Source organism: Hydrogenibacillus sp. N12 (assembly GCF_019645935.1).
GTDB lineage: Bacteria > Bacillota > Bacilli > Thermicanales > DSM-22653 > Hydrogenibacillus > Hydrogenibacillus schlegelii.
Map to the genome: position 1 here is coordinate 1724843 of NZ_CP080953.1, position 24364 is coordinate 1749206.

Genomic DNA, 24364 nt, shown 5'->3' on the forward strand with positions numbered 1-24364 from the left:
GGGGCCCGCCGGCGTCCGGTCCAAACAGGGTCCACCGGCGTCCGATCGACGCCCCGGCTTCCGCCGCAACGGCGAACCGGACTTCGCCTGCGCTCCGGACTGGCCTGCGCGGTCCCGCCGGGGCCCCTTGCAGCCACCGGCGATGCCGGGAGGGCCCTCTCTGGGCGGCGGAGCGCCGCGCTTCGGTCCGTCATTGCGTTCGTTTTTGCCTTTTCGTTTCTTTTCGTTTTCCCTTATCGAATTCCCGCGCCAGGGATCCGATCCGGCACAACAACCGCCGTCGCCGCTCACCCGGCGCTTAAGCGTAGTATACCGTGCGGGCGGCGGCGGTGCAAGTCGGCCGGGCTCTAAGCTAAGCCGGATCATTGACCGCATTGATCCGCTTTGAATTCCAGATCGCCCATGGGATCTTGAACGCCTCCACGGATCTGTTTGACCTTCGTATATGTGTGCATCCTCAGTTACAAAAAAGCACCCCCTTGCGCATGCCGATCATATCCCTCATAATGACCGTGTCGCCCATTATAACTTGTTTCCCCGCCAATAAAGAAGCGCATCATGAAGCGTTTTTTCCGTCCCGGCGACCGGCATGCGCTCACGTGGAGGATCTTAAGGATGAAAATGAGAGTATCGGCGGTCCAATATCACCTGCATACGATCCGGTCATTTGAAGATTTCGCCAGACAGGTGGAGCATTACATTAAAACGGCCGCAGAATTCGGCGCCGAGTTTGTCTTGTTCCCCGAATTTTTTACAACCCAACTCCTGTCCATCGGTGACGAACGCGGGAACGCCTTAACCATCCACGATTTGCCCGATTTCACGGAGCAGTATCGGGATTTGTTTTCATCCTTGGCAATTGAGACGAAGATGCACATTATCGCAGGAACCCACGTCGTTCGTAAAGGGGGCCGGTTATACAACGTCGCTCATCTGTTCTATCCGGACGGAAGGATCGCGGAACAACCGAAGCTTCATCTCACGCCGACGGAAGTGAAAGAATGGACGATCACGCCCGGCGACAGCCTGCAAGTGTTTGAAACCGACAAAGGAAAGGTCGCCATTTTAATCTGCTATGACATCGAATTTCCCGAGATCGCTCGCATGGCCAGAGCCAAAGGCGCGGATGTGATTTTCTGCCCGTCCTGTACCGATGATCGGCACGGATTCCACCGGGTCCGTTACAGCTGCCATGCGAGAACGATTGAAAACCAGGTCTATGTCGTGACGACGGGGACCGTCGGTTCCCTTCCCACGGTCGACTTTATGCGGGCTAATTTTGGGCAAGCGGCGGTGATCACGCCCAACGATATTCCGTTTCCGCCCCGGGGTATCCTGGCGGAGGGGGAAATCAATGAGGATATGGTGGTGACCGCGGACCTCGATTTGGAACTGTTAGACCGGGTTCGCCAAAGCGGGTCCGTCACCACATGGCGCGACCGGCGGACGGATCTCTACCCGGACTGGGCATAAGTGAAAAACCCCGCGGTTTGAAGGAGAGAGAAAATTGTACCGGAAAACATTTTACGTTTTTGACCGGGACCGGCCTGTCCCGGCGGTCATCCGAAATTATACGGAACGGGACTTCCCGGATTTAATCCGCATTCAACAGGAAAGCTTTCCTCCGCCGTTCCCGTCCGAGTTACGGTGGAACACGGAACAGCTCAAAAACCATGTGACGCTGTTTCCGGAGGGCGCCTTGTGCGTGGAGGTGAACGGTGAAATCGCGGGATCGATGACGGGGATGATCGTGGACTTTGATCCCGATCATCCGGATCATACATGGGAAGAGATCACCGATAACGGATATATTCGCAACCATCGGCCCAACGGGGATACCCTTTACGTCGTCGACATTTCCGTGCGCCCCGCCTATCGCAAATTAGGATTGGGAAAATGGTTGATGTTTTCCATGTATGACGTCGTGATTCACAAAGGGCTTAAACGGCTGCTGGGCGGAGGCAGAATGCCCGGCTATCATAAAAAAGCGGCGGAGATGACCGCGGAACAATACCTCGAAGCGGTCGTCAAAGGGGAATTGAAGGACCCGGTGATCACCTTCCTGCTTCGCTGTGGCCGAACGCCCGTAAAAGTGATCGCGAACTATCTTGAAGATGAAGAATCATGCAATTATGCAGTGCTTATGGAATGGAAAAATCCCTTTTTCGCCGCCGATTCTTTATAAGGAGTACGAGTATTCAGGATCCCTTGCTTAAACAAATGCACCCGTTGATGCCATACGTATTCTCTCCTGAAGAAGATCCGAGCATTGTTCACGAAGGAAATATGGATGCGTTATTATTCCGCCCCATCGAGCAAGCCGAACGGCGACCGATCGTCTCTTGGACGAACATCGAAGGAGGGCGGCGATCTGCCGCTGTTCGGCTTCGACCCGCTCCAGTAGATGCGCCCGCAGCGCTAAAGATGCCCCCACCACGCTTCTTCCGTCCTCGGTTTTCGCACGCGGACGACCGCCGGCGGCCGTTCACCCCGGCGGTCGTCCGATGCGGCATCCGGCAAGCCGGCAATTCGCGGTCCCGGCCAACGTGCCTCCCGCCCGAAAGCGCTTTAATTGCCGACCGGAACGCTTTTTCCGCTCCGTCGCGCTTTCGCCCAGGCGTCCCGGATGTACGGCACGATCCAACGGTCGAGGCCGATGCGTCCCGCGTTGGCGCCGGCGATGAGGAGGAAGATGCTGAGCAGGATCATCTGCGGGTTGGTGCTCACCGTGCCACTGAACATGAAGGAGAAGTTCATCACCGCTCCAAAAAAGACCGCTGCCGTCGTAAAACACCCAAGAAGCAGTCCGATGCCGACGAGCACCTCCCCCCACGGCACAAGGAAATTGAAGAGCCCGACATTGGGGATGGCGAAACCCTCGAGAAAACGGGCCCACCACCACTGGACGTCGGGGTGGTCGCCGGTGGCCTTCGCCAGAGCGCCCTTGAGGTAGCCCGACGCATCAAAGCCGCTCAGCTTATGCACCCCTGCCATCAACCACGTCCATCCCAGATAGAGCCGGATGACGAAAAGCCCCAGGGACGCGTAAAAATTCTCCCGAAGCCAGAGGACGACGGGAGCGACCGGTTGCGCCGCCGCCACGCCCCGCGTCCAGCGTTCGTCAAATCCCATCTTCTTTCCCTCCTTTCGTCTTTTTCCATCTCCAGTATAACAGCGCCGGAGACGGCATCACAAGCGGAAAGTGAAATGTTTCACAAAGCTGTCAACAAGGAAAGGAGCGGACTGCGAAGAGGCACCTTCCCCCTGACATCGCGGCCCAAAGAAGCCGCCGCTTCCCCCAACCATCGCCGGCTCACCAGGACGGTTCGATCGACGTGCGTTTGGACGCGGAAAGCTTTGCGCGCAGCCATTCCCGGGCCGCGTCGGTGCGAATCGGAAGCGACCCGGAATCGCCGTCGTAGAGATCAGCGATGAGCTCGGCCACCGGCGGCCGCTCGAGGGAGGCCGCTTCGACTTTTTCCCCGTCGGCAAAAAACGCCTCCGGGGTCCAATGCCCGAGCAATCGGCCCTCCTTGAGCACGACAACGCGGTCGGCCCAGTCGGCAACGAACTGCATGTCGTGGGTGGCAACGATGAGCTGGACGCCCTGTTCGCCGAGCGTCTCAAGCACCGCATGGATGCGTCGCCTCCCGGCCGGATCGAGAAAAGCCGTCGGCTCATCAAACAGGATCGTCTCTGGCCGGGCGGCGAGCACCCCCGCGATGGCGACGAGCTTCTTCTGCCCGTAACTTAACGCATGCGGCGGCCGATCGGCCAGGTGGGAAATGGACAGCGTCGAAAGGGCCCAGCGCGCTCGCTCTTCCGCCTCTTCGAGCGGAAGGCCGAGCTGAAGCGGCGTAAAGAGCACGTCTTCCCACACCGTAAGCGAGATGAGCTGATCATCAGGCTCCTGGAACGCAATCCCGACCTCAGGGAGAACGGGCGCACGTCGGTCCGCTTTGGACCGTTCGTAGACGGGCCGACCGCGGTAGCGTACCTTCCCGCACTCCGGGCGAAACAGCCCTTTCATCAACATGAGCGTCGTCGATTTGCCCGAGCCGTTGGCACCGACGATCGCCGTCCGCTGCCCCGCCTCGATCGTCAGCGTGAGCGCCTCCACCGCATACGGCGCCCCCTGCCGGTACCGGTAACAAACGCCGTCCAGCTGAAAGAGCGGTGTGGACATCGCCTGCCTCCTTCACGTCTCTGAATCGCCGGCACGCGCCCCGGACCGACGACGGACGGACACCTGCCGGAGCCCGCCGTGGACGAGCTGTTTCTAAAAACCGCCCAAGTGCTCATGATATCAATCCGGCCGCGATGCGCCTCCAAGGTCACCACCGAACAAACGCCCCCAAGCGCGTCAACGGACGAGCCCCTCCCACCCCAGGAGCAAGAGCAAGGGCAAAAGCCAAAGTGCCGCGATCCACCGCTCCCCCGGCGGACCGGGCGGAAAAGGCGGCAACCGTTCGTCGCCCGTAAAACCGCGCGCGCGGAGGGCAACGGTCACCCGCTCGCTTCGCGCCAGCGTCCGGAGCAAAAGCGCGCCCAAAAGGCGCGACAGCGCGCGGTACGCGGAAAGCGAAAAGAACGACCGTTCGCGATATCCGCGGGCGCGCAAGGCCATGCGCATGCGGGCAGCCTCGATTTTGGCCAGTTCCCCGAAGCGGACGGTAAAACGGAGGAGCCAGACGATCACGCTGGGCACGCGCAGCGCCTGAAGCGCCCGAAAAAAATGGTCGAGGGGGAGCTCGTGAAACAGGAAGGCCAGCATAAAGCCGATGAACAGAAGCCGCCCGCCGTACCGCGCCGCCTGGACGAGCCCCGCGCCTGGCGTGGGAGCGATCAGCGGAAAAAAGAGAAACATCAAAAGCACGATCCACAGCGCATACCGCAGGCGCTGCCACACGTGCGCCGGCGGTACCGCCGCCGCGGCCAGAAGGATGAGGCCGTACACGTCCGACACCAAGATCGACTCAAGCCGCCCGAGCAACGCCCCCAAAAACGCCGAAACAAAGAAAAAGGCCGCTTTCAGCGTGTCAACATCGGATGTAAAATCCCCAATAGCAGCGGATAAAGATTCCCCAAAATCACCGGCATGATTTCCTCAAAATCATCGGGATGAATTCCCCACCCCTGTGTCGAACTATGGCACCTGCCATCACTTTTGGGGAGGTGCCGGTGATGAGGGAGAGTGAGAAGATGGAGATCAGGAAGCTGTATGAGGAGGGCGTCAGCATCTCGGAACTGGCCAGAAGATACGGCCATGACCGCAAAACCATCCGCAAGGCTGTGAGTGAGCCGAGGCAGCAGGAGGAGGGGAGGGTGAAGTCGCGCAGCCGTAGGGTGAAAGGCCACAAGCTGGAGCCGTACAAGGCCTATGTGGAGCAGCGCATGCGTATCGGCGTCCTCAATGCGGAGCGAATCTTTCGCGAGATCCGGGAGCAGGGATATACCGGCGGAATTACCGTACTGCGCGAGTTCATGCACCCTCTCCGCCCGGTTGTCTCTGCCAAGGCAACCGTGCGGTTTGAGACGGCTCCGGGGGAACAAGCGCAAATCGACCTGGGCGCATTCCCCTACCTGGATCCGCAGGGCCATCGGCGCAAGGTATGGTGCTTTGCCATGGTCCTCGCCTACTCCCGCATGCTCTACCTGGAGTTTATCAGAGCGGCGGACCAACGGCATATCCTCCAGGCGCTCCGGAACGCGCTGGAGTTCTTCGGCGGGGTTCCAAAGGTCATGCTCAGCGACAACTGCTCCCCGCTGGTCGTGGCCAACGACGGTCATGGACACGTCGACTGGCAGCCGGCGTACATGGACTTCGCCAAGTACTACGGATTCGTGCCCAAGGCCTGTAAGCCCTACCGAAGTCGCACCAAAGGGAAGATTGAACGGCCCATCGGGTATATCCGGTCCAGCTTCTGGCCGGTTTCGTTCGTGGACCATGACGACCTGAACCGGCAAGGTGCCATCTGGCGGGATACGGTGGCTAATGTGCGCATCCACGGCACGACGCGGGAGCAGCCGGTGGTGCGGTTTCAGGCCGAGACGCTTAAGCCCCTGCCTAAGAGCCGGTACACGCTGGCGTACGCCGATATGCGCAAGGTCATGAGCGATTGTCGCATCTCCTGGAACACGAACATGTACACCGTTCCATGGCGGTATGTGGGGCACACCGTGCTGGTCCGGGAGTTTGAGTCAGGCCGCCTGCAGATCGAGTACGGCGGGCAGGTCATTGCCGAACACCGCGTGCTCACAGGCAGGCACCAGGTCTCAACCGACCCTGAGCACTTCAAGGGCATCCCGGCTGGGACGCCTCATCCGGATCGAGGCAAGGTGCCAGGGTTGCAAATCGGGCCGGACGTGGAGCAGCGGGAGCTGTCCGTCTATGAGCAGATCGCGATGGGAGGTCAGGGGCAATGAGTGAGGCGTTGGTTTTGGCCAAGGCCGAGGAGCAGCTGCTGGAGCTGGGATTGAAGCGCGCCGCGGCGGTGCTGCCGGCGTGCGTGGAGTGGGCAGCGGGGCACCAGGCGACCTATGCGGAGTTCCTGCACAGACTGCTGGATGCTGAGCAGGAGGAGCGATACAGCCGTTACATGCACGCCAGACTCCGCATGGCCAACTTCCCGTATCACAAGACCCTTGCAGATTTCGATTTCTCGTTCCAGCCGTCCGTCGATGAGCGACAAATACGCGAACTGGCCGGCTTGACGTTCATCCGGGAGGGCAGCAACGTCATCTTCCTGGGACCGCCGGGGGTGGGCAAGACCCACCTTGCGGTGGCCCTGGGGATGGAGGCGATTCGACAGCGCATGAGCGTCTACTTCGTGACCATGCAGAAGCTGGTCGCTGACTTGCGACGGGCGTACCAAGAGGGACGGCTGGACAAGCGCCTGCGCATCTACACCCAGCCGAAGCTGCTGATCTGCGACGAAGTCGGCTACTTGCCGCTTGACGCCTTGGACGCCGCGAACTTCTTCCGGCTCGTGTCGGAGCGCTACGAGCATGGCTCCCTGATCATCACGTCCAACACCAGCTTCACCAACTGGGGGACACTCTTCGGTGACCAGGTGCTGGCCTCTGCCTTGCTCGACCGGCTCCTGCACCACGCCACCACCATCAACATCCGCGGCAACAGCTACCGGATGAAGGACAAGCTGCGCGCCGGGGTGACCCATGCGCTGAAGGAGGAGGTGACCGCGTAGATCGAACATACGTCTGGGGAATGATGCGCGATGATTTTGGGGAACTGAATCCGCTGTTTGTGGGGAATCGAACGCGATTTTTTTGGGGAGTTTTAATCCGCTATTGACACAGCGGCGGATGACGAAGTCGCACCGGCGAACGGACACCCCTCTCTTTTGCGCCAGTCCGTCATCGCTTTATCTACCGGCGAAACGAACCGCCCGGCCTTGTCGGCCGCGACGCCAACCACCGGCCGATAAGCCAAAACAGCGCGAACGCCAGAAGCACTCCGACGATCCCCGCAAGGCTTTGCGAAAGCCACGCGGGAAGACCCGGCACGTGATAATCGGCAAACGGCGCATGATACCACACGCGTTCCTGTTCCAGATATCCGAGATCCTCGCCCGCCCGTTCGAACCCGTCCGGATCCGTCGAAGCCCAGAGAGATAAGCCTCCGCCGACGATAAGCGCGATGAACAGCCACACGGCGATGCGCTTCACCTTTCATCGTCCTTCCCCGCCGTCATTCCTTCATCCGAGGGGCGCTTCCCACCTCAGCACGCTTCGCGTTACTTCAGCCCAAGGGCCCGACACGCCCCTCGCTTCATCCGATGCATCCGATGCGAGCTTCATGGCGCCACGTCCGAAGCGCCGTTCGCTAGGCTTCATCGACCAGCCGGTACGCGGACCGGCGCGCAAACGGCAAGATGACCGCCGTGATCAACCCTTCCCCGATCCCGATCCAGGCATGCCAGAAAAGGAGCGTCGCGATGGCCGGCCCATACGGAACGACACCGGACAGCCCGAGCATCAGGGCGATGATGAAGGCTCCCGCCTCCACGCTCAGCCAGGACGCGACAAAGGCCCTCACGGCATCCGGCAGACGCGACAGACCGCCGTAGACGGCCCGCCCGACCAGCGGTGCGACGATGCCCATCGCCAGGATGTTCAGTCCAAGCGCCGTGATCCCGCCGTCCTGAAAAAGAATCGCCTGCAGGAAGAGAATGACGGCCATGATCAGCGTTGCCGGATAAAAACCAAACAAGATCGCCGCAAAGGCGCCGCCGATGAGATGCCCCGAGGTGGCCGCTCCGAGCAGCGGGAAATTGACCATCTGAGCCGCAAACAAAAACGCGGCGGCGGCGCCCATGGCCGGGAGTTTTTCCGGTTCGAGGTCCCGTCTGACCGCGCGCACGCTTTGAGCGAGCACCGCCAGACTCACGGCGTTCGTTCCGATCACGACAGGCGGGCTTAAAAGCCCGTCCGGCACATGCATAGCACAACCTCCATAAAACGTGTCATGACTCGGGATTGTTTTCACTATACCGTATCACGAAGACCTTGTCAAGCGCAGCGAGGCTCTAAGCTCTAAGCTAAAAAGTGTGGTTGCTCAAGCAGGAAAAAGGCGGTCAGAGCGCTCATGGGATCGTCCCCAACACCACACCCCATCCCAAGGAGGCTCTGACCGCCTATGAAACCGTCTATGGACACGCGCTCGGTCTGACGCGCCGGCCACCGTCTTCCCCGCCGGCCGCTTCGCAAAAACGAAGCAGACCTCACCGAGCGTCGGGCAAAAGCGCCGGCCGCGATCCGCTGATCACACTTCTTGATATGGAGCCGCGCAGCGAGGGCAATGCCTTTTCCCTTGATGCACTGGCCCTGCCCAGGCGGGCCTGCGAAGACGGAAGAAAGCCCATGAAAAGCAGGAGCGTTCCATTGACGAGACGGCGTCCTCGGCAAAACGGCAAGACGGAATGACGGACGATACGTCAATTTCATTGACGCCTTAATAGGACATGAGCCGTTGTGCCAGGATCTGTGTCGATCCGCATCATCCGCTTCACACGCCCGCCTCATGTACGCCTGTTCGGTCCTGGGCGTCTGACCGCTCGCGCCTCACGCGCGCCCAGTGCTTAAAAAGCGCGAGCCCAAAACCGAGCGCCGACCGGACTTCGGGATCGGAAAGCGCCCGAAGCAGCGCGAGCGTCGACTTCGGCTCCGGAGGCGTTTCTTTGCCCAACTTGACCGTCCGGTACGCCTCGCCCAGCGCCTTGAGGTCGTCGATGAGGCCGGCCGAGACCGCATCGTCGAGCGCCATCGCCGCCCGCACGAAAAGCCCCGTCACGTCCTGGATCATCGGTTGCGTCATCGACGACTTGGCAACGGCGACAAATTCCGCAATCTCGAAGAGCGCATCGAGTGTGCCCCGCTCGTGCATCGCCTGAAGTCGATCGAGAAGCGGCGCCGCTTCCTCGCTCCGCCGTAAGAGCGCCTCAAGCCGCGCGAGGCGTTCTTCCGTCAGCCAGTCGTCCAGCTTTTCGAGCGCGCCGACTGCCTTCTCCGTCCATTCGACGTCTTTCTTCGTCCATTCGACTTCCATCGCCTCTCCCCCCTACATCTCTCCCCCCTACATCAGACCGCGGGCCGTCAGCCAGTACAGGTCGTTGTACATCCCCTTGAACCAGTGGAGGAGCTGGGACGTCGCGGCCGGCCTGGGTGGGCGGTCGTAGTCGAACGTGATGAAACTCGCGTCCCCCAAACTGTTTTCCAAAAAGCAAGCCACCTTTCCGTTGTAAAGGTGCGTCTCCGGAAGGCCGCGCACGCGATCGACGAGGTTTTTCACCAGCACCTCCGCCTGATAGTGGGCCGTCGACCCCGCCTTGCTGATCGGAAGGTTCGTCGCATCGCCGAGCACATAGACGTCATCCTGGCCGATCATCTTGAGCGTATGGCGGTCGGTCGGAATGAAGCCCGACTCATCGCCGATGCCGGAGTTTAGGATCACCCCGGCGCCTTTGTGCGCCGGGATCGAGATCAAAAGATCAAAAGGATGCTCGCTTCCGTCCATGGTCAAGACGACCTGCCGCTTCGGATCGACCGCTTCCATGTTGAAAAACGTTTCGTATCGGATGCCGCGGGCATCGAACTGTTGTTTCGCCCAATCGGCAATCGGTTCTGCGGCGTGCACCCGGCCGATCGGATACGTGTAAACGATCTCCACCCGATCGCGCAGTCGGCGACGGCGAAAATAATCGTCCAACATGAGCGTCACTTCGACCGGAGCGGCCGGACATTTATGCGGAACGTCCTGCACGATCATGATGCGCCCGCCCGTCCACGTCGTCAAGCGATCGCGCAGCCGCTCGGCCCCTTCGGGCGTATAAAAATCGTAGGTGACCTCGGCCAACCCGGGGACGCTCTGAAAGTCGGGATAGGAACCGGTGGCGATGACGAGCACGTCATACGGATAGTGCCGTTGCGGCGAGATCAGTTGTTTGCGCTCTAGATCGATGCGCGTGATCTCATCCACCACCATGCCGACGTCCGGAAGAAGGAGCGCCCGCTCGGGACGGACGAAATCTTCAAGGGGCCGCTCGTTGAACACGACGAACAAGTACCCGGGCTGATACCAGTGTCGATCGCGATCGGTGACGACCGTCACTTCGACGGTGCCGCGGCGAATTTCCGGGCGAAGCGCCCGCGCCAGACGGTTGGCCACCGTCGTTCCGGCCGTCCCGCCGCCGAGCACGACAATGCGCATGGTCACGGCCACCCTCTCTGATCGTCAATCGGGCACTTCCTCAGCGCTCTTTTTTGATCGCGATCTTCCAGTATCCGTCGGCTTCCTCGACGTACAGCACCGTATGGCCCATCTTCTTCGCCCATTCGGGGATGTCCTTGGCCGACCCGGCATCGTTGGAAAGCACTTCGAGCACGTCGCCGACCTCCGCCGCGCGCGTCGCTTTGATCAACTCCATGAGCGGTCCCGGGCAAAACGATCCCCGAGCATCGATGGTCTTCGTCGCTTGCGCCATCTTCCATCCCTCCCGAATCATGGATCTCGGCCGATTACATCGTGACGATCGCGCCGCCGGCGGCGATGTTGAAAAAGGCGCTCACGCCGATCACGTCATCGAACACGTCGATCAGGTCCGCCTTCGACCAGTTCATCGCGTCCATCGCCAGGGCACAAGCGTAAACCTTCAGCGTCCCCAGTTCCTTTCCGTTCGCGATCAGCTCCGTAAACGGCTGCGCTTTTGCCCGCAGCGCTTCGCCGACGACCCCGGTGCGGAAGCGCCCTTCCGCCTGTGTCGATTTGAGGAACGGGACGAGCCCGTTCATCGTCACGAACAGGTGAACCTCCATCCCCGACATCGCCGCGACCGAGGCGATGAGCGACGCGGCATGCACTTTCTCCAGCTCCTCTGACGCGAGCACGATCGAGAGCTTTTGCGCGTTTTCCGTCATGGGCTTTTCCTCCTTTCGCGAGCGCTTCGGCAGCGACGGATCCCGCGGTGCAGACGGCAAATCCGAAACCGCAGGTTACTACCTTCCCGGGTAAGGTAGTTACGCCCTTATCATAAAGCCACAATCATGGGGCGACAAGGATCTAGTGATGTATTCCACAATGTTGATACAAAGGTATGATCTTCCTGTGAATGCGCCGTGAGCGTTTTGTGAATGCCCCAGATTCGCGTAGCTTTTGCTTGACGCCCGCCGTTTGCCCGCATATGATCGACTTATGACCATCCTTGCCTGTGAGAATCGGATCGAATGAAGATCTTCGTCGGCAGGGATGTTCGAGCGAAGCTGATCGTCTCGACCGTCTCCGGTGAGCGTAAAGGAGTGATCCTGTGTCCCGCGAAGCGCCCGGCGTCCGGTTGACGCCCGCGATCTTGCGCCAGGTCGAAGAACGCGGGCCCGGCCATCTCGTCGTAAGCCGCGACCTCGGCCGATTGTACAAGCTTTACCAGCGCGCCCTAGACGAGGTCGGCCTGACGGAGCCTGAGGCCCGCCTCATTTACGAAGCGTACAAAGGCGTGTCATCGGAAGTGCCTCTTGTCCATGCGGCCGCGCTGCTTGCGGCCAACATCCGCGGGGCCATCCTGGAGCGTCGGCTGGATGAGGTGTACCGCGTCGACGGCGCCGCCCTTATCGAAAAGCTGCGCGGCCTCACCGAGATCCAAGCGCTGGCCATCATCGACGCCGTCGAGCGGATCGCCTACGGTGTCGCTTTTCGTGGGATGGACGAAGCGCAGGCGCTTCGTCTGGCCTTTCGCATCGAAAAGCCGTAACCTGCCTCATCGCCGACGGTCGCGTTCGGAACCGACGGCCCCGCCCGGCAAAAAAGGCCCGATGCCGCTGCATCGGGCCATTGGACGCTTCGTCGTCTCATTCGCTCATTTGACCACATCGATGACCGTATGGCTGTACATGATGTTTTGATCCGTCATCCGAAAAGCCGAAGCGAGCATCTCCGCCGCTTCGTCGGGGATGTCGCGGCCGGCGACGAGGCGCGCGAGCGCCTCGCCGCGGGAGACCTTTTCGCTTTCTTTGAAGTAAAGGGTCGCCCCGCAGGCGAGATCGAGCGGCGCATCCAACCGGCGCCGACCGCCGCCGGCGAGCAGGAGCGCCGCGCCGACCAAGCCGGCATCGACCGGAAGAAGCACCCCTTCCGCCTGCGCGCCGATGACGGCCTCATATTCCGGCTGAGGAAGGAGGGCCGGCTCATCGATAAACGCCGCGTCCGCCCCCTGACGCTCCACCCACTCTTTGAATTTGAGCAGGGCCGCGCCGGAGCGGATCGCCTCATAGACCCGGTTGACCGCTTCCTCAATGGTCTTTGCCGTTTCCGAAAGCAGAAGCATCTCGCCCCCCAGGCGCATGCTCAACCCCAGGACGTCGTCCGGGCCGCGGCCCATCAGGACCTCCACGGCTTCGCGCACTTCATTCGCAGTGCCGACCTCCTGGCCGTGGGGCTGGTTCATATTGACGATCACGGCCGCGCCCTTTTTCCCCAGCCGCCGGCTTAGGCGGACCCAAAGCTCGGCAAACGCCCGGGCGTCTTTTTCCGAACGGAAGAGCGCCCCCGCGCCGACCTTGACGTCCACAAGGAGTGCCTCGTAACCAGCGGCGAGCAGGCGCCCCATGAAAACGGCCACGCCCAGCGCCGGCGGAAGGAGCGCGCTCCCCTCTTGAGCGGCATCCGGTTTGCGCCCGGCACCGTCCGTTCCCTCCGCGCCATACGCCCGACCGATTTCCTCCAGGAAAGCGTCGTAGACGACCGCGAGCAGGCGGTCGGCGGCCGGCGCCATCGACGCCGGCTTTTCCATCACGGCAAGGCCGATGTCCTGCACCTGCTTGAGGAACGCTTCCCGGCCGATGGCGCTCCGAAAGCCGGGGACCGCCGCGAGCTTGTCGACCGACCCGGCATGCGGCCCGAGCCCGCGGGCAGACACGTGGGCGACCGGCAGGCCCAGCGCGGCCACCGCCGGAAGCGCCACCAAAGACGTTTTGTCCCCGACGCCCCCCGTCGTGATCTTGCCCACCTTCACCCCGGGGACGGAAGACAGGTCGGAAGACAGATCCAAGGTGTCCCCCGTCTCGGCGATGGCCCGCGCCAGGGCCAGCGTTTCGTCTTCGCTGAGTCCGCGCCTGGATACGGCCCGGATCAGCGCCCGCGTCTCCGCCTCCGGCAGAGTGCCGTCCACAAGCCCTTCGACCATCCGGCGGATCTCGTGCACCTGAAGCGTCTCGCCGCGCTCTTTTTTCCGGACCACGTCTACGGCATGCATTCACATTCCCCTTTCACGCCGCTCGGGAAGGCGCCCACCGAGGGAAGGCGCCCGCCGAGGGAAGGCGCCCGCCGGAGCGCCCGGCAGAAACCCGCCGAAATCCCCGGCCCCGGATCTCCGGCTAACAGATCCGCGGAAGCTGCATCCCCTGCAGTCTCAACACGCGGCGCCGCGAGCCGAGGGCGCTCTTCAGCAGGACCTTGCCCTCGCCCCGGCCGAGGACGCGGCCGATCACCGCCGCTTCTTTTCCTTCCTCGGTCTCCCGCAAGGCTTGAAGCACGCGCGGCGCGTCGGCCTCGGCGACGATCAGGACGGCCCTCCCTTCGCTGGCGAAGTAGAGCGGATCATACCCGAGAAGATCACACACCCCTTCCACTTCCGGGCGGATGGGGACCGCTTCCTGCTCGATCTCGATCACCGCGCCGAAATCCTCGGCGATCTCGACCAGCGCGGTGGCAAGACCGCCGCGCGTCGGATCGCGCATGAAGCGAATCGACGCTCCCGTCTCCCGCACCCGGCGGATCATCGGATAAAGCGACGTACAATCGCTCGGCAGATCCGTCATCACGCCGAGCTCTCCCCGCGCCGCGAGCACCGCCACCGCATGGTCCCCGATCGGGCCGCTGACGATGACGGCGTCCCCTTCCCGCATCGCTTCCGGATGAAGGTCGAACTCCGAGGGAATCACCCCGACGCCCGCCGTATTGATGATCACGCCGCCGATCGTGCCGCGCTTTATGATCTTCGTGTCGCCGGCGACGATGCGCACGCCGCTTTTTTGAGCCTCGGCCGCCATGGCGTCGACGATCGCCACCAGATCCCGGACGGGAAACCCTTCCTCGATCACAAACCCCGCCGTCAGATATCGGGGGACGGCGCCGCTCACCGTAAGATCGTTCACCGTGCCGGCGACGGCGAGCTTCCCGATGTTGCAGCCGTTCACAAAAAGCGGCTGCAGCGTAAACGTATCGGTCGTGAGCGCGATCCGGCCTTCCGACACCGCCAGGCGGGCCGCGTCCCACTTGCTCTCCTCGGCATGGCCGAAGCGAGAGACGAACACCTCCCAAAGGAGCTTATGGCTGAGTTCCCCGCCTTCGCCGTGCTCGAGGCTCACCTGTTGTCTCGTCATCGACCCACCGCCTTTCATGCGCCTTCGGCCTTTCGGTACCGGCCGCGCGAACGGCAATCAGGCGCGCAAGTATTTGTAATGCGCCGCGCAGGCGCCTTCCGAAGAGACCATGCAGGGCCCGATGGCGTGTTCGGGCGTGCATGCGCGGCCAAAAAGGGGACACGCATCCGGCTCGATGAGCCCTCGAATGACCTCCCCGCAGCGACAGGCCGTCGGCTTCGGCTTGCCCACCTGGACGGGAAACTTCCGCTTGGCGTCAAACCGGGCATATGCTTCCCGAAAGTCCATTCCGCTTTGAGGGATAATCCCCATCTCCCGCCACGGCTGGTCGACGGGGACAAAATAGCGTTCCATCAAGCGGCGCGCCGCCGGATTGCCGTCCTCGCGGACGACGCTCGGGTAATTGTTCAGGACCTCGGCGCGGCCGGCGAGGAGCAACTCGAGAAGCAGGTAGAGCGAACTCAAAAGCTCGTTCACTTCAAAGCCGGCGATGACGCCGGGCTTTCGGTATTCCTCGGCGAGAAACAAAAAGCCCTGCCGTCCGATCACCGTCGCGACGTGCCCCGGGAGCAAAAACCCGTCGATGCGGACTTCTCCGCTTTCCAGGAGATGGCGCATCACCGGCTCGACGAGGTTCGTCGACATCCACAGGGAAAAATTGCGAAGTCCGAGCGCCTCGGCTTCGGCGACGGCGGCGGCGAGGATGGGAATCGTCGTCTCGAACCCGACGCCCAAAAAAATGACCTCTCGGTCCGGATGTTCGGCGGCGATCCGCACGGCATCCGAAGGCGAGTACACGACGCGGACGTCCGCCCCTTTTTCCACTTTCGCCTTCATGAGCGATCCTCTGGACCCGGGAACCCGCAGCATATCGCCGAACGTGGCGATGATGCGGCCCTGTCCTTCGGCCAGGGCGATCATCGCGTCGATCTCCGCCTGATCGGTGACGCACACCGGACAACCCGGTCCGGAAATCATCCGGACCGCCCCGCGGAGGGCGTCTTTGACGCCGGTTTCCGCCAGCGCGTGGGTATGCGATCCGCATACCTCCATGATCGCCGCCGGCCGGCCGTGCCGGGCGATGAAGCGTTCGGCCAGGTCCTTGACCCGATCGAGGAGCCTCCGCGCGAGGACCGGGTCCTTCGTTTGGGCCAGCGCCGCCGCAAGCGGCGAGCGCACCGCCGTGTCCATCAGCGGTCACTCTCCTCAAGGACGCCTTGTTCGCGGAGTTCGCCGATCAGCGCCCACGCTTCCGCGCTCGCCCGGGCATATTCCTCATCGACGATCTGAAGCGCTTTTCCCGCGTGGACGAGAACATAGTCGCCGACCTGAACGTCGGGCACGAGAATGATGCCGACCTTCATGCGCGACCCCATCACTTCGACGATCGCCGTGTATTCGTCCCGCTCGATCACTTTACCCGGTACGCCGACGCACATGGCGTTCTCCCTCCTTGTTCTGACCTTGCGCATGCCCTCATCGCGCCCTTTTGGTCCGGGCGGCCACCCAGATCTGCCCCGCCGCAAGGCCGCCGTCGCCCGGCGGCAACAGGCGGTGGGTGTAGACGTTCATCCCGAGGGCGCGAAGCGCCCGGCGCAGATGGACGCGCAAATACGGGTTGTGGAAACTCCCGCCGGAGAGCACGACGTCCCGAGACCACGCCGGATGCCGCATCCGGGCCCGCCGGATCACCTCCACCAGGCTCGCGACGATCGTGGCGTGGAACCGGCCGGCGATCGCCTCTATCGGCCGCCCTTCGCCGTACTCGTGAAGCAGCGCGCGAAGCATGGGCGTCATATCGATGACCATCGGATCACCTTCTTCGATCGCGAACGCATACGGGGCGTATTCGGCGTCGGCGTCCACCCGCTCGGAGAGCAAAATCGCCGGTTCGCCGTCATACCCGGCGACTTCCGCGAGACCGAGAAGGGCGCTTGCCGCATCGAACAGCCGCCCGCACGTTCCGGCCTCGGCCACGAGCTCCCGGCGCTCGACCAGGGAAGCGAGGATCGGAAGCGCCGTCCGCCGCTCCGGAAAGCGCGCTTCCAGCAGCCTCAGTGCCTCCTCCCGGCCGAAAAGGCGGACGAGCATCCCCAGGGCGTTCCGCCACGGCTCCCGCACCGCCTTGTCGCCGCCCGGGAGCGGGGTATAGCGCAGATGGGCCACGCGCCGGAAACCGTCGTACGACCCGTACAGCACCTCAAAGCCCCAGATGGCGCCGTCCGTGCCGTAGCCCGTTCCGTCGAGGATGATGCCGAAGGCCGGGCCCTCAAGGCCGTTTTCCCCCATGCAGGCCGCCATATGCGCATGATGGTGCTGGACTTCGACGATTTCGACGTCCGGAAAAGCCGCTTTCAGCCGCTCGGCGATCCGGCGCGTGGCAAACAGCGGATGGCGGTCCATGGCGATGATGTTAAGGTCCACGCCCAGCCAGCGGTGAAAATGTTCAAACTCGCGGATGTACCGTTCCTCGACCTCCACCGTCTCCATGTCGCCGATGTGCGGGCCGACAAAGAGCTGGGTCCCCCGACCGAAGGCAAAGGCATTGTTCTCCTGCGAGCCGAGGCCGACGACGCCGTCCACGTCAAACGGGCTCGGGAGCGGATCCGGGACGTATCCCCGGGAGCGGCGGAGAAAATCGATGTCCCCGCCCACCAGGCGGACGACCGAATCGTCCAGCGGATGGGTGATCGGCCGATCGTACACGAGGAAGGCATCGGCGATCTCCCGCAATCCTTCCAGCGCCTCTTCATCACGATAAAAAATCGGGAGGCCCGAAAGGTTGGCGCTCGTCATCACCAAAAGCGCCGGCGCGCCCGCATCGAAGAGGAGATGATGAAGCGGCGTATACGGCAGCATCACCCCGACCGTCCGGAGCCCCGGGGCGACGGACGGCGCAAGGGGCCCGCCGTCCCGGCGCTCGGCGACGACGATCGGCGCCGCCGGCGACGCAAGAAGCGCCTCTTCTTCGGGGGAAAGCCGGACCGCGCCGCGCGCCGCCTCGACGGACGCGGCCATCACGGCCAGCGGCTTCCGCGGCCGCCTTTTTCGCCGGCGAAGTTCGAAGACCGCCTCCTCCCGGGTCGCGTCGCACGCCAGATGATAGCCGCCGAGGCCTTTGACGGCGACGATCTTCCCCGCCCGAAGGAGCGCGCTCGCCTGGGCGATCGGGTCCCCCGGAATCGGCCGGCCTCCGGCGTCGATCAGGCGGACGGCGGGGCCGCACGCCGGGCAGGCGATCGTCTCCGCGTGGTACCGGCGGTCTTCTGCATCGCCGTATTCGCGGGCGCAATCGGGGCACAGCGAAAAAGCCCGCATCACCGTCTGCTCGCGATCGTACGGAAGGGCCTCGATCACCGTGTACCGCGGCCCGCACTGGGTGCAGGTGATGAACGGATAGCGGTAGCGGCGGTCGTGAGGATCGCGCATCTCCGCCAGACACGCCTCGCACACCGCCGTATCGACGGGAATGACGGACGTCGAGCGGCCCGCCGCGCGGCTCGGAAGAATCCGGAAATCGAGCGCCCCTTCCGGCCGATCCGGCGCCACCTCCATGGCGTCGATCCGCGCCGCCTTCGGCGCTTCCGCCACAATGGCCCGGATGAAGGCCTCGAGGGATTCTTTTGTTCCTTCCGCCCGAATCAGCACCCCGTCCATGGTGTTCTGCACGCCGCCGCGGATGCCGAGTCGCCGGGCAAGCCGCGCGACGTGCGGCCGGAACCCGACCCCCTGGACGCGCCCGCGGACGGTTATGCGCCGGCCTTCGACCACCGCGCGTACACCTCGTCGATCCACCGGTACCATTCGTCCAGGTTCGTCTCTGCTTTGACGGAAATGGGAATCAGACGCGACTTGGGATTGATCGTCCGGAGATCTTCGATCGCCTGTTCCACGTCAAAGTCGAAATACGGCAGGACGTCGATCTTGTTCAGCAGGACAAGTTCCGTCCGCAAAAACATGACCGGGTACTTGAGGATCTTGTCGTTCCCTTCCGGGACGCTCAGCACGGTGATGCGGTGGTGCTCGCCGAGGTCATAGCCCGAGGGGCAAACCAGGTTGCCGACGTTTTCAATGAAAAGGAGATCGAGCGCCGCCAGATCCAGTTGCGGCAGGACCTTGTTCACCATCGCCGCCTCGAGGTGGCAGACGCCGTGCGTATTGATCTGCGCGGCCCTGGCCCCCCGCGCGCGGACGCGGTCGGCGTCGATCTGCGTCGCCAGGTCGCCCTGGATGACGCCGATGCGGTATCGATCGCCGAGCGCCTCGATCGTTTTTTCCAGAAGCGTCGTCTTCCCGGCGCCGGGCGAACTCATCACATTGATCACCAGCACGCCGTACTGTTCGAACAGCCGACGGTTGTGCGCGGCGGCGCGGTTGTTGCTCGCGAGCGCATCTTGCGACAGGATGATTTCGGCCACGGACGTCACACCCCCTCGTAGGACAGGATCCGGATCGCATCGCCGGCGATGAGCTTCCCGCCCGGCACGCCGCAATTCGGGCAAAGCGCGACGCGATGATCGGGGACGTACTCGTGCCCGCAAATCACGCACCGGGCGCGCGCTTCCTCGACTTCGATCTCCAGCGTGCTTTCTTCCGTCAAAATGGGGGCCTTCATCGCTTTGTGGATCTCAAACGCCATCTCCAGGGCGTCCGGCACCGAATGCGAGAACGTCCCGACGCGCAGCTTCAGCTTTTTGACCTTCGACAGCCCGCGCTTCTGCATGTCTTCGGCGACGAGATTCAGCATATCCCCCATCAGCGCCACTTCATGGCTCATGCGCTTTCACTCCCAGGTACAGCCGTCCATTCTCGACCTTCACGAGGACTTCCCGGGGCTTCAGCGTTCCTTCCTCGCGCAAGACGTCCCACTCTGCGCCGCACGTAAAACACTTAACTTTTTTTGCATCCGCGATGTTTGTCAAAAGTTCTCCACATCGGCTGCAGCGGTTTTCGAACGCCTTCAGCTCTCCGCGCCGGTTAACGTAAAGATAATACGCCTCGCGTCCGACGAAAACAAGCTCGGCTGCCCCCGGGGAGCGCGCCGGACGGTCGGATACGGGGACCCACGTGAGGCCGCTCAGTCCGTCGACCGTGTCTTCAATCCGCTCGGCGTACATCTCCACCCAGGGAGCAGCCACGGCTTTCACGGTGTCAAGCAGACTTTTGGCCATCTCATGCCAGAATTCGCGTCGATTCATATTCGTTCATCCATTCGTCGACGATCCGCTTGGCCAAGGCGACGACGTCGCCGAGGCGCGCGCGGACGACGTCCGAAAGCGTAAGCCCCAGCTCCAGCGACTCAGGCTGGACGCCGATCATCTTGAGTCGCCGGGGCGTCGTCCCGCGCAGCTTCGTGAGGAACAAGATTTCCGAAAACGTCACCTGATGCACGGAGAGCTTCGGCGTCATCACCGCCGGGATGTCTTCGGCGTCCAGCACGAGCACCGTCCCCGGGGGCCGCTTCGCGTCCACGGCGTCGACGACGAGGAGCGCCTCCGCCGCTTCAACCGGGACGAGGAGCCGGATCCCGTCGGTGCCGCCGTCGATGAACTCGATGCCGGGAGTGTCGCGGAGCGCTTCCCGGAGCAGGGGGAGGGCGTGCACCCCCACCCCTTCATCCGAAAACAGCGTATTGCCCAAGCCCAGAATCGTGATGCGCGGCGGATGACCCGGCGGACGGGCAGCGCGGTCATCCAACATCAAGCATCTTCCTTTCACCGGCGGCTTCATCGTCCGCTTCGATGAGGTGCGCGCGCTTCGCCGTCTTGTAGCCGGTGATCATAGACGAAATCGTCCCCGAACGTTCCACGAGGTCGTCGCGCACGGCCATGTACACGTGGACGATCACGAAAAGGATGATCAACCAGGCGAAGACGTGGTGCCAGGAGCGGATCGAAAAGCTGTCGCCGAAGACGAGGAACATCCACGAGACCAGCCGCCCGGAGGCCGTATCCAGATGCGGTTCGAAGAGCAGGAAAAAGCCGGAGAGAATGACGATGAGCGACATCACGCCGAACAACCAGTAGGAAAGCATGGCCAGCGGATTGTGCCCCACGTAATGGGGCTTCCGGTTCGGGAGGAAGAGATAGTATTTTATCGTCTCCCACATGCCCGACCAAAACCGGCGGCGAAACGGATTTTCGATCACGTAGCGGTTGCCAAAAAAGTTCCAGTAGAGGCGGAAAACCCACCCGAGCGTAAAGACGAACGCCGTGACGAAATGGACGATGCGCACCCATCCCATGAGGAACGCGTCGGCATCGCCTGAGCTCGCCGCATGAACGAACGGGTTGCCGATGTAAATGCCGGTGACGAAAAGTACGAAGATCGAAAGGGCGTTTACCCAGTGCCAGACCCGAACGGGAAGCTCCCACACGTACACTTTCACGGTATCCGGTTCCGCGGCGTGATAGACGGGGTCACGCCTTCTTATCTTTCCGGTTTCTCCAAGCGGCGTTTGCACGCCCACACCGGTCGGCTCCGCCATCGGCACGCACCTCCTTTCCTTTTTCCGTCTTACATGTCCAAGAACACTTCGTACTGCCGCTGATCGGCAAGATCCGTCAGATGAACCGCGCACGCCATGCACGGATCGAAGGAGTGGATGATGCGGATGATCTCCACCGGCCGCGCGGGATCTTCCAGCGGCGCACCGACGAGGGAAGCTTCGTAGGCGCCGACGTTGTCTTTGTGGTCGCGCGGCGAGGCGTTCCACGTCGTCGGCACGACGGCCTGGAAGCGTCCGACCTTGCCGTCTTTGACGATCACCCAGTGGCCGAGCGCCCCACGGGGGACTTCAGCCCAGCCGACGCCCTTCGCTTCCCTCGGCCACGTTTTCGGATCCCATTTGCTGTCGTCAAACGTGGCGAGGTTGCCGCTTCGGATGTTCGCGAACAGCTGGTCCATGTCTTCGCGGGCAAAATGAGCGACCAGCGAGGCGTCGATGGCCCGGGCCAGCGTCCGCCCGATGGCGGAGTGCATCCAGGTGATGTCCACGCCGATTTCTTTGAGCGCCCGGTCGACGGCATCTCGTATGCGGTCGTTCTTTTTCGCGTAGCCGACGATGAGGCGCGCGAGCGGCCCGACTTCCATCGGTTTTTCCATCCAGCGCGGCGATTTCACCCAGCTGTACTTGCCCTCGACGTTCAAGTGCTCAAACGTCTTCGGCCCATCATAGGCAAGCGTCGTTTCCCCTTCCCACGGGTGCTTGCCGATGCCGCCCGGTTTGCCGTCATAGGTGTACCAGGAATGATCGACGAACTCTTGAACCTGCGCCAGATCGCGCGGATCGACGTCATGGACTTCATGGAGGTTAAAGTCGAGCACCGCGCCCCGTGGGAAGCGATATGAGTCCACGTCGTAGATGCTCGTCGGAGAAAAGTCGCCGTAGGCCAGGTAATTTTTGAGTCCACCGCCGAAAGTCCAGTCCCGATAATACTTGGCGAGCGTGAGCACGTCCGGCAGGTAGACCTGCTCGACGAACTCGAGCGCCATGTCGATCTGCCGGTCGACTTCCGTGAGCCGGGAGGTGTTTAAGGCGTTGTCCATGTTCGGGTCGATCGGCCACGGCACTCCGCCGACGACATAGTTCGGGTGCGGGTTGCGGCCGCCGAAGATCGTGTGGATGCGTACGATTTCTTTTTGCCAGTCCAGCGCTTCGAGATAATGGGCGACCATGATGAGGTTGACCTCCGGTGGAAGCTTGTACGCCGGGTGCCCCCAGTATCCCGTGGCGAAGATGCCGAGCTGGCCGCTTTCGACCAATTTCTTGATCTTGTCTTGAACGTCTTTGAAGTATCCCGCCGTCGACTTGGGCCAGCGTGAATACGACTGGGCGATACGCGCCGCTTCGCTCGGATCGGCGCCAGCCGCCGAAAGCACATCGACCCAATCCATCGAATGCAGGTGATAGAAGTGCACGACGTGGTCGTGAATGATCACCGTCGCGTCCATGATGTTCCGGATCAAATGGGCGTTGTGCGGAATGCGGATGCCCAGAGCATCCTCCACCGCGCGGACCGAAGCGAGTGCGTGGACGCTGGTGCACACGCCGCATATACGCTGAGTATAGGCCCACAGGTCCCGGGGATCGCGGTCCCTGACGATGAGCTCGATTCCTCTTACGGCCGTGCCGGAGCTGTACGCTTTTTGAATCGTCTTGTCCTTCACTTCCGCTTCGATGCGCAGATGACCTTCAATCCGCGTGATCGGATCGACCACGACGCGCTGCTCCGCCAATGAAGTTCCCCTCGCTTTCCCGCACGATATCCGACTCGCGCTCGCCGCGCGCGGAGGCGCCCGGCGAGGTCTGCTTGCTTCAACGTGCTTTACTGCCCGACTTCGATGTCCTTCGGTGCCTTGACTCCGGGCTTCTTAGCGATCCGCCCCTTGGCGATGACCGTCGCCGCCGCGTGCACGGCGATTCCGGCCGCCAGCGCACCCGCCATCACGGCGCCGACGCGCTCCGGATTGATCGTCGTCTGCGTACCCGGCAGCTGCACGACGCGGGCGTAAAACGGTGCTTCGTCCCAGAAATTCGGCGCCGCGCAGCCGATGCACGGGTGTCCGGACTGAATGGGCCAGCTCAAGCCCCCGTTCCATCGCAGTTCCGCGCAGGCGTTGTACGTCGTCGGACCGCGGCAGCCCAGCTTGTACAGGCAATAACCTTGCCGGGCGCCCTCGTCGTTAAACGTCTCGGCATACAAGCCGGCGTCGAAAAACGGGCGGCGCTGGCACTTGTCGTGCAGCCGATGGCGGTAGTATTCTTTGGGACGGGCGAGTTCATCGACTTCCGGGAGCGAGCCGAAAATCACGATGTGCGCCAGGGTGTTTGTCATCACTTCCCCGATCGGCGGGCAACCAGGAATGCGGATGAACGGCACGCCCGGCGGGACGAAGTCGGTGACTGCCCTGGCCAACGTCGGATTCGGCTTGGCCACCGGAATGCCGCCCCACGTTGCGCAGCTCCCCATCGCCACGACCGCTTTGGCCTTGGCGGCCACTTCGCGGAACGTCTCTTCCGCCGGGCGGCCGGCGATCGTAAGCGCTCCTGGAAGAAGCGGAAGGCTCCCTTCCGCCGCCAAAATATACTCCCCGGGGTATTCATTCATGATTTTTAAAATGTGCTCCTCCGCCGCCGTTCCCGAGCCGGCCATCAAAGCCCCGTTGTATTCCAGCGAAATCATGTCGAACAAGACCTTTTGCATGCTCGGTTGATATGAGCGGATGAAGGATTCGGTCGGACCGCTGCAGCTTTGAAAGTCCATCCAGATCACCGGCAGGCGCGGACGCGTCTCCATCGCATGGACGACCGTCGGCACCATCCTGAGCTTCAGGCCGAGCGCCATGGTGATGGCCGTCGCGATTTTTAAAAACTCGCGGCGCGTGACGCCTTGTTCGCGCAGTTCTTCATAAATGGTCTTGCGCTTTACCGCCCTCGCCATCGGCATCCCTTTCCTTTCTCAATTCTCAT

26 protein-coding genes are annotated in these 24364 nt (G+C 62.4%); 5 read left to right on the plus strand and 21 right to left on the minus strand.

Annotated elements, in window-relative coordinates; genetic code table 11:
* The first annotated feature begins 615 nt into the window (after positions 1 to 615).
* Entirely contained in the window at positions 616 to 1473 is an 858-nt protein-coding gene (locus tag K2M58_RS08090; RefSeq protein WP_066197588.1) for a carbon-nitrogen hydrolase family protein, read from the plus strand.
* A 34-nt stretch (positions 1474 to 1507) separates the two neighbouring features.
* On the plus strand, positions 1508 to 2185 hold the full coding sequence (locus K2M58_RS08095; RefSeq protein ID WP_220677148.1) for a GNAT family N-acetyltransferase: 678 nt from the start codon (positions 1508 to 1510) through the stop codon (positions 2183 to 2185).
* A 383-nt stretch (positions 2186 to 2568) separates the two neighbouring features.
* Here the strand turns inward: K2M58_RS08095 and K2M58_RS08100 are convergent, their stop codons facing one another.
* The 3 genes from K2M58_RS08100 to K2M58_RS08110 all read right to left on the minus strand — a co-directional run bounded on the left by K2M58_RS08100 (position 2569) and on the right by K2M58_RS08110 (position 5065).
* Positions 2569 to 3132, minus strand: a complete 564-nt coding sequence (locus K2M58_RS08100; protein ID WP_066197592.1) for a DoxX family protein — start codon at positions 3130 to 3132, stop codon at positions 2569 to 2571.
* 181 nt (positions 3133 to 3313) lie between these two features.
* On the minus strand, positions 3314 to 4186 hold the full coding sequence (locus K2M58_RS08105) for an energy-coupling factor ABC transporter ATP-binding protein (RefSeq protein WP_066197597.1): 873 nt from the start codon (positions 4184 to 4186) through the stop codon (positions 3314 to 3316).
* Between the two features lie 177 nt (positions 4187 to 4363).
* Positions 4364 to 5065, minus strand: coding sequence for an energy-coupling factor transporter transmembrane component T family protein (locus K2M58_RS08110; protein ID WP_354667534.1), 702 nt, complete (start codon positions 5063 to 5065; stop codon positions 4364 to 4366).
* A gap of 83 nt (positions 5066 to 5148) precedes the next feature.
* Between K2M58_RS08110 and istA the strand changes: the two genes are divergently transcribed.
* Positions 5149 to 6426 (plus strand): IS21 family transposase, encoded by a 1278-nt coding sequence (gene istA / locus K2M58_RS08115; protein ID WP_252393391.1) that lies wholly within the window; start codon positions 5149 to 5151, stop codon positions 6424 to 6426.
* Entirely contained in the window at positions 6423 to 7208 is a 786-nt protein-coding gene (gene istB, locus K2M58_RS08120; RefSeq protein ID WP_220676869.1) for an IS21-like element helper ATPase IstB, read from the plus strand. Before istA ends, istB begins: the two co-directional genes overlap by 4 nt.
* Before the next feature lie 181 nt (positions 7209 to 7389).
* Here the strand turns inward: istB and K2M58_RS08125 are convergent, their stop codons facing one another.
* The 6 genes from K2M58_RS08125 to K2M58_RS08150 form a co-directional block, all read right to left on the minus strand.
* Positions 7390 to 7689: a PDGLE domain-containing protein gene (locus tag K2M58_RS08125; protein ID WP_066197602.1), complete on the minus strand. Its 300-nt coding sequence runs from the start codon at positions 7687 to 7689 to the stop codon at positions 7390 to 7392.
* Positions 7690 to 7846: 157 nt separating this feature from the next.
* Positions 7847 to 8464, minus strand: coding sequence for an energy-coupling factor ABC transporter permease (locus K2M58_RS08130; protein ID WP_066197606.1), 618 nt, complete (start codon positions 8462 to 8464; stop codon positions 7847 to 7849).
* Positions 8465 to 9028: 564 nt separating this feature from the next.
* Complete coding sequence (locus tag K2M58_RS08135; RefSeq protein WP_066197608.1) at positions 9029 to 9568, minus strand: helical membrane plugin domain-containing protein; 540 nt, start codon at positions 9566 to 9568, stop codon at positions 9029 to 9031.
* A gap of 27 nt (positions 9569 to 9595) precedes the next feature.
* Positions 9596 to 10729, minus strand: a complete 1134-nt coding sequence (locus K2M58_RS08140; protein ID WP_252393612.1) for an NAD(P)/FAD-dependent oxidoreductase — start codon at positions 10727 to 10729, stop codon at positions 9596 to 9598.
* Positions 10730 to 10769: 40 nt separating this feature from the next.
* Positions 10770 to 11003 carry a sulfurtransferase TusA family protein gene (locus K2M58_RS08145; protein ID WP_220677151.1) on the minus strand — a complete coding sequence of 78 codons (234 nt, stop codon included), beginning with the start codon at positions 11001 to 11003 and terminating at the stop codon, positions 10770 to 10772.
* Between the two features lie 34 nt (positions 11004 to 11037).
* A complete protein-coding gene (locus tag K2M58_RS08150) occupies positions 11038 to 11436 on the minus strand; it encodes a DsrE/DsrF/DrsH-like family protein (RefSeq protein WP_220677152.1) in 399 nt (132 codons plus the stop codon).
* Positions 11437 to 11822: 386 nt separating this feature from the next.
* On the opposite strand from K2M58_RS08150, the gene K2M58_RS08155 reads away from it, so the two are divergent.
* The gene (locus tag K2M58_RS08155; protein ID WP_220677153.1) at positions 11823 to 12263 is read left to right on the plus strand and encodes a hypothetical protein; all 441 of its coding nucleotides are present in this window, start codon (positions 11823 to 11825) and stop codon (positions 12261 to 12263) included.
* A 105-nt stretch (positions 12264 to 12368) separates the two neighbouring features.
* Here the strand turns inward: K2M58_RS08155 and deoA are convergent, their stop codons facing one another.
* The 12 genes from deoA to K2M58_RS08215 form a co-directional block, all read right to left on the minus strand.
* On the minus strand, positions 12369 to 13763 hold the full coding sequence (gene deoA, locus K2M58_RS08160; RefSeq protein ID WP_220677154.1) for a pyrimidine-nucleoside phosphorylase: 1395 nt from the start codon (positions 13761 to 13763) through the stop codon (positions 12369 to 12371).
* A gap of 121 nt (positions 13764 to 13884) precedes the next feature.
* On the minus strand, positions 13885 to 14892 hold the full coding sequence (gene hypE / locus K2M58_RS08165) for a hydrogenase expression/formation protein HypE (RefSeq protein ID WP_220677155.1): 1008 nt from the start codon (positions 14890 to 14892) through the stop codon (positions 13885 to 13887).
* Between the two features lie 57 nt (positions 14893 to 14949).
* Complete coding sequence (gene hypD / locus K2M58_RS08170; RefSeq protein ID WP_220677156.1) at positions 14950 to 16083, minus strand: hydrogenase formation protein HypD; 1134 nt, start codon at positions 16081 to 16083, stop codon at positions 14950 to 14952.
* Positions 16083 to 16331: a HypC/HybG/HupF family hydrogenase formation chaperone gene (locus tag K2M58_RS08175; protein ID WP_220677157.1), complete on the minus strand. Its 249-nt coding sequence runs from the start codon at positions 16329 to 16331 to the stop codon at positions 16083 to 16085. The genes hypD and K2M58_RS08175 overlap by 1 nt, the downstream gene beginning before the upstream one ends.
* A 37-nt stretch (positions 16332 to 16368) precedes the next feature.
* Positions 16369 to 18663 carry a carbamoyltransferase HypF gene (hypF, locus tag K2M58_RS08180; protein ID WP_252393422.1) on the minus strand — a complete coding sequence of 765 codons (2295 nt, stop codon included), beginning with the start codon at positions 18661 to 18663 and terminating at the stop codon, positions 16369 to 16371.
* Positions 18642 to 19310 (minus strand): hydrogenase nickel incorporation protein HypB, encoded by a 669-nt coding sequence (gene hypB, locus K2M58_RS08185; RefSeq protein WP_252393423.1) that lies wholly within the window; start codon positions 19308 to 19310, stop codon positions 18642 to 18644. The genes hypF and hypB overlap by 22 nt, the downstream gene beginning before the upstream one ends.
* Before the next feature lie 5 nt (positions 19311 to 19315).
* Positions 19316 to 19669: a hydrogenase maturation nickel metallochaperone HypA/HybF gene (locus K2M58_RS08190; RefSeq protein WP_066197634.1), complete on the minus strand. Its 354-nt coding sequence runs from the start codon at positions 19667 to 19669 to the stop codon at positions 19316 to 19318.
* The gene (locus K2M58_RS08195; RefSeq protein WP_066197636.1) at positions 19659 to 20063 is read right to left on the minus strand and encodes a Rieske (2Fe-2S) protein; all 405 of its coding nucleotides are present in this window, start codon (positions 20061 to 20063) and stop codon (positions 19659 to 19661) included. The genes K2M58_RS08190 and K2M58_RS08195 overlap by 11 nt, the downstream gene beginning before the upstream one ends.
* Position 20064: 1 nt before the next feature.
* On the minus strand, positions 20065 to 20592 hold the full coding sequence (locus K2M58_RS08200; protein ID WP_220677159.1) for a HyaD/HybD family hydrogenase maturation endopeptidase: 528 nt from the start codon (positions 20590 to 20592) through the stop codon (positions 20065 to 20067).
* Positions 20582 to 21379 (minus strand): Ni/Fe-hydrogenase, b-type cytochrome subunit, encoded by a 798-nt coding sequence (gene cybH, locus K2M58_RS08205; protein ID WP_220677160.1) that lies wholly within the window; start codon positions 21377 to 21379, stop codon positions 20582 to 20584. Before cybH ends, K2M58_RS08200 begins: the two co-directional genes overlap by 11 nt.
* 29 nt (positions 21380 to 21408) lie before the next feature.
* Complete coding sequence (locus K2M58_RS08210; protein WP_220677161.1) at positions 21409 to 23130, minus strand: nickel-dependent hydrogenase large subunit; 1722 nt, start codon at positions 23128 to 23130, stop codon at positions 21409 to 21411.
* An 89-nt stretch (positions 23131 to 23219) separates the two neighbouring features.
* Complete coding sequence (locus K2M58_RS08215) at positions 23220 to 24335, minus strand: hydrogenase small subunit (protein WP_220677162.1); 1116 nt, start codon at positions 24333 to 24335, stop codon at positions 23220 to 23222.
* Between the last annotated feature and the right edge of the window lie 29 nt (positions 24336 to 24364).

Excerpts from the sequence above, each read along its gene's own strand:
- K2M58_RS08090 (WP_066197588.1), top strand. The coding sequence starts at position 616 with ATGAAAATGAGAGTATCGGCGGTCCAATATCACCTGCATACGATCCGG.
- K2M58_RS08100 (WP_066197592.1), bottom strand. The coding sequence starts at position 3,132 with ATGGGATTTGACGAACGCTGGACGCGGGGCGTGGCGGCGGCGCAACCG.
- K2M58_RS08105 (WP_066197597.1), bottom strand. The coding sequence starts at position 4,186 with ATGTCCACACCGCTCTTTCAGCTGGACGGCGTTTGTTACCGGTACCGG.
- istA (WP_252393391.1), top strand. The coding sequence starts at position 5,149 with ATGGCACCTGCCATCACTTTTGGGGAGGTGCCGGTGATGAGGGAGAGT.
- istB (WP_220676869.1), top strand. The coding sequence starts at position 6,423 with ATGAGTGAGGCGTTGGTTTTGGCCAAGGCCGAGGAGCAGCTGCTGGAG.
- K2M58_RS08130 (WP_066197606.1), bottom strand. The coding sequence starts at position 8,464 with ATGCATGTGCCGGACGGGCTTTTAAGCCCGCCTGTCGTGATCGGAACG.
- K2M58_RS08135 (WP_066197608.1), bottom strand. The coding sequence starts at position 9,568 with ATGGAAGTCGAATGGACGAAGAAAGACGTCGAATGGACGGAGAAGGCA.
- K2M58_RS08140 (WP_252393612.1), bottom strand. The coding sequence starts at position 10,729 with ATGCGCATTGTCGTGCTCGGCGGCGGGACGGCCGGAACGACGGTGGCC.
- K2M58_RS08145 (WP_220677151.1), bottom strand. The coding sequence starts at position 11,003 with ATGGCGCAAGCGACGAAGACCATCGATGCTCGGGGATCGTTTTGCCCG.
- K2M58_RS08150 (WP_220677152.1), bottom strand. The coding sequence starts at position 11,436 with ATGACGGAAAACGCGCAAAAGCTCTCGATCGTGCTCGCGTCAGAGGAG.
- deoA (WP_220677154.1), bottom strand. The coding sequence starts at position 13,763 with ATGCATGCCGTAGACGTGGTCCGGAAAAAAGAGCGCGGCGAGACGCTT.
- hypE (WP_220677155.1), bottom strand. The coding sequence starts at position 14,892 with ATGACGAGACAACAGGTGAGCCTCGAGCACGGCGAAGGCGGGGAACTC.
- hypD (WP_220677156.1), bottom strand. The coding sequence starts at position 16,083 with ATGGACACGGCGGTGCGCTCGCCGCTTGCGGCGGCGCTGGCCCAAACG.
- K2M58_RS08175 (WP_220677157.1), bottom strand. The coding sequence starts at position 16,331 with ATGTGCGTCGGCGTACCGGGTAAAGTGATCGAGCGGGACGAATACACG.
- K2M58_RS08190 (WP_066197634.1), bottom strand. The coding sequence starts at position 19,669 with ATGAGCCATGAAGTGGCGCTGATGGGGGATATGCTGAATCTCGTCGCC.
- K2M58_RS08195 (WP_066197636.1), bottom strand. The coding sequence starts at position 20,063 with ATGGCCAAAAGTCTGCTTGACACCGTGAAAGCCGTGGCTGCTCCCTGG.
- K2M58_RS08200 (WP_220677159.1), bottom strand. The coding sequence starts at position 20,592 with ATGTTGGATGACCGCGCTGCCCGTCCGCCGGGTCATCCGCCGCGCATC.
- cybH (WP_220677160.1), bottom strand. The coding sequence starts at position 21,379 with ATGGCGGAGCCGACCGGTGTGGGCGTGCAAACGCCGCTTGGAGAAACC.
- K2M58_RS08215 (WP_220677162.1), bottom strand. The coding sequence starts at position 24,335 with ATGGCGAGGGCGGTAAAGCGCAAGACCATTTATGAAGAACTGCGCGAA.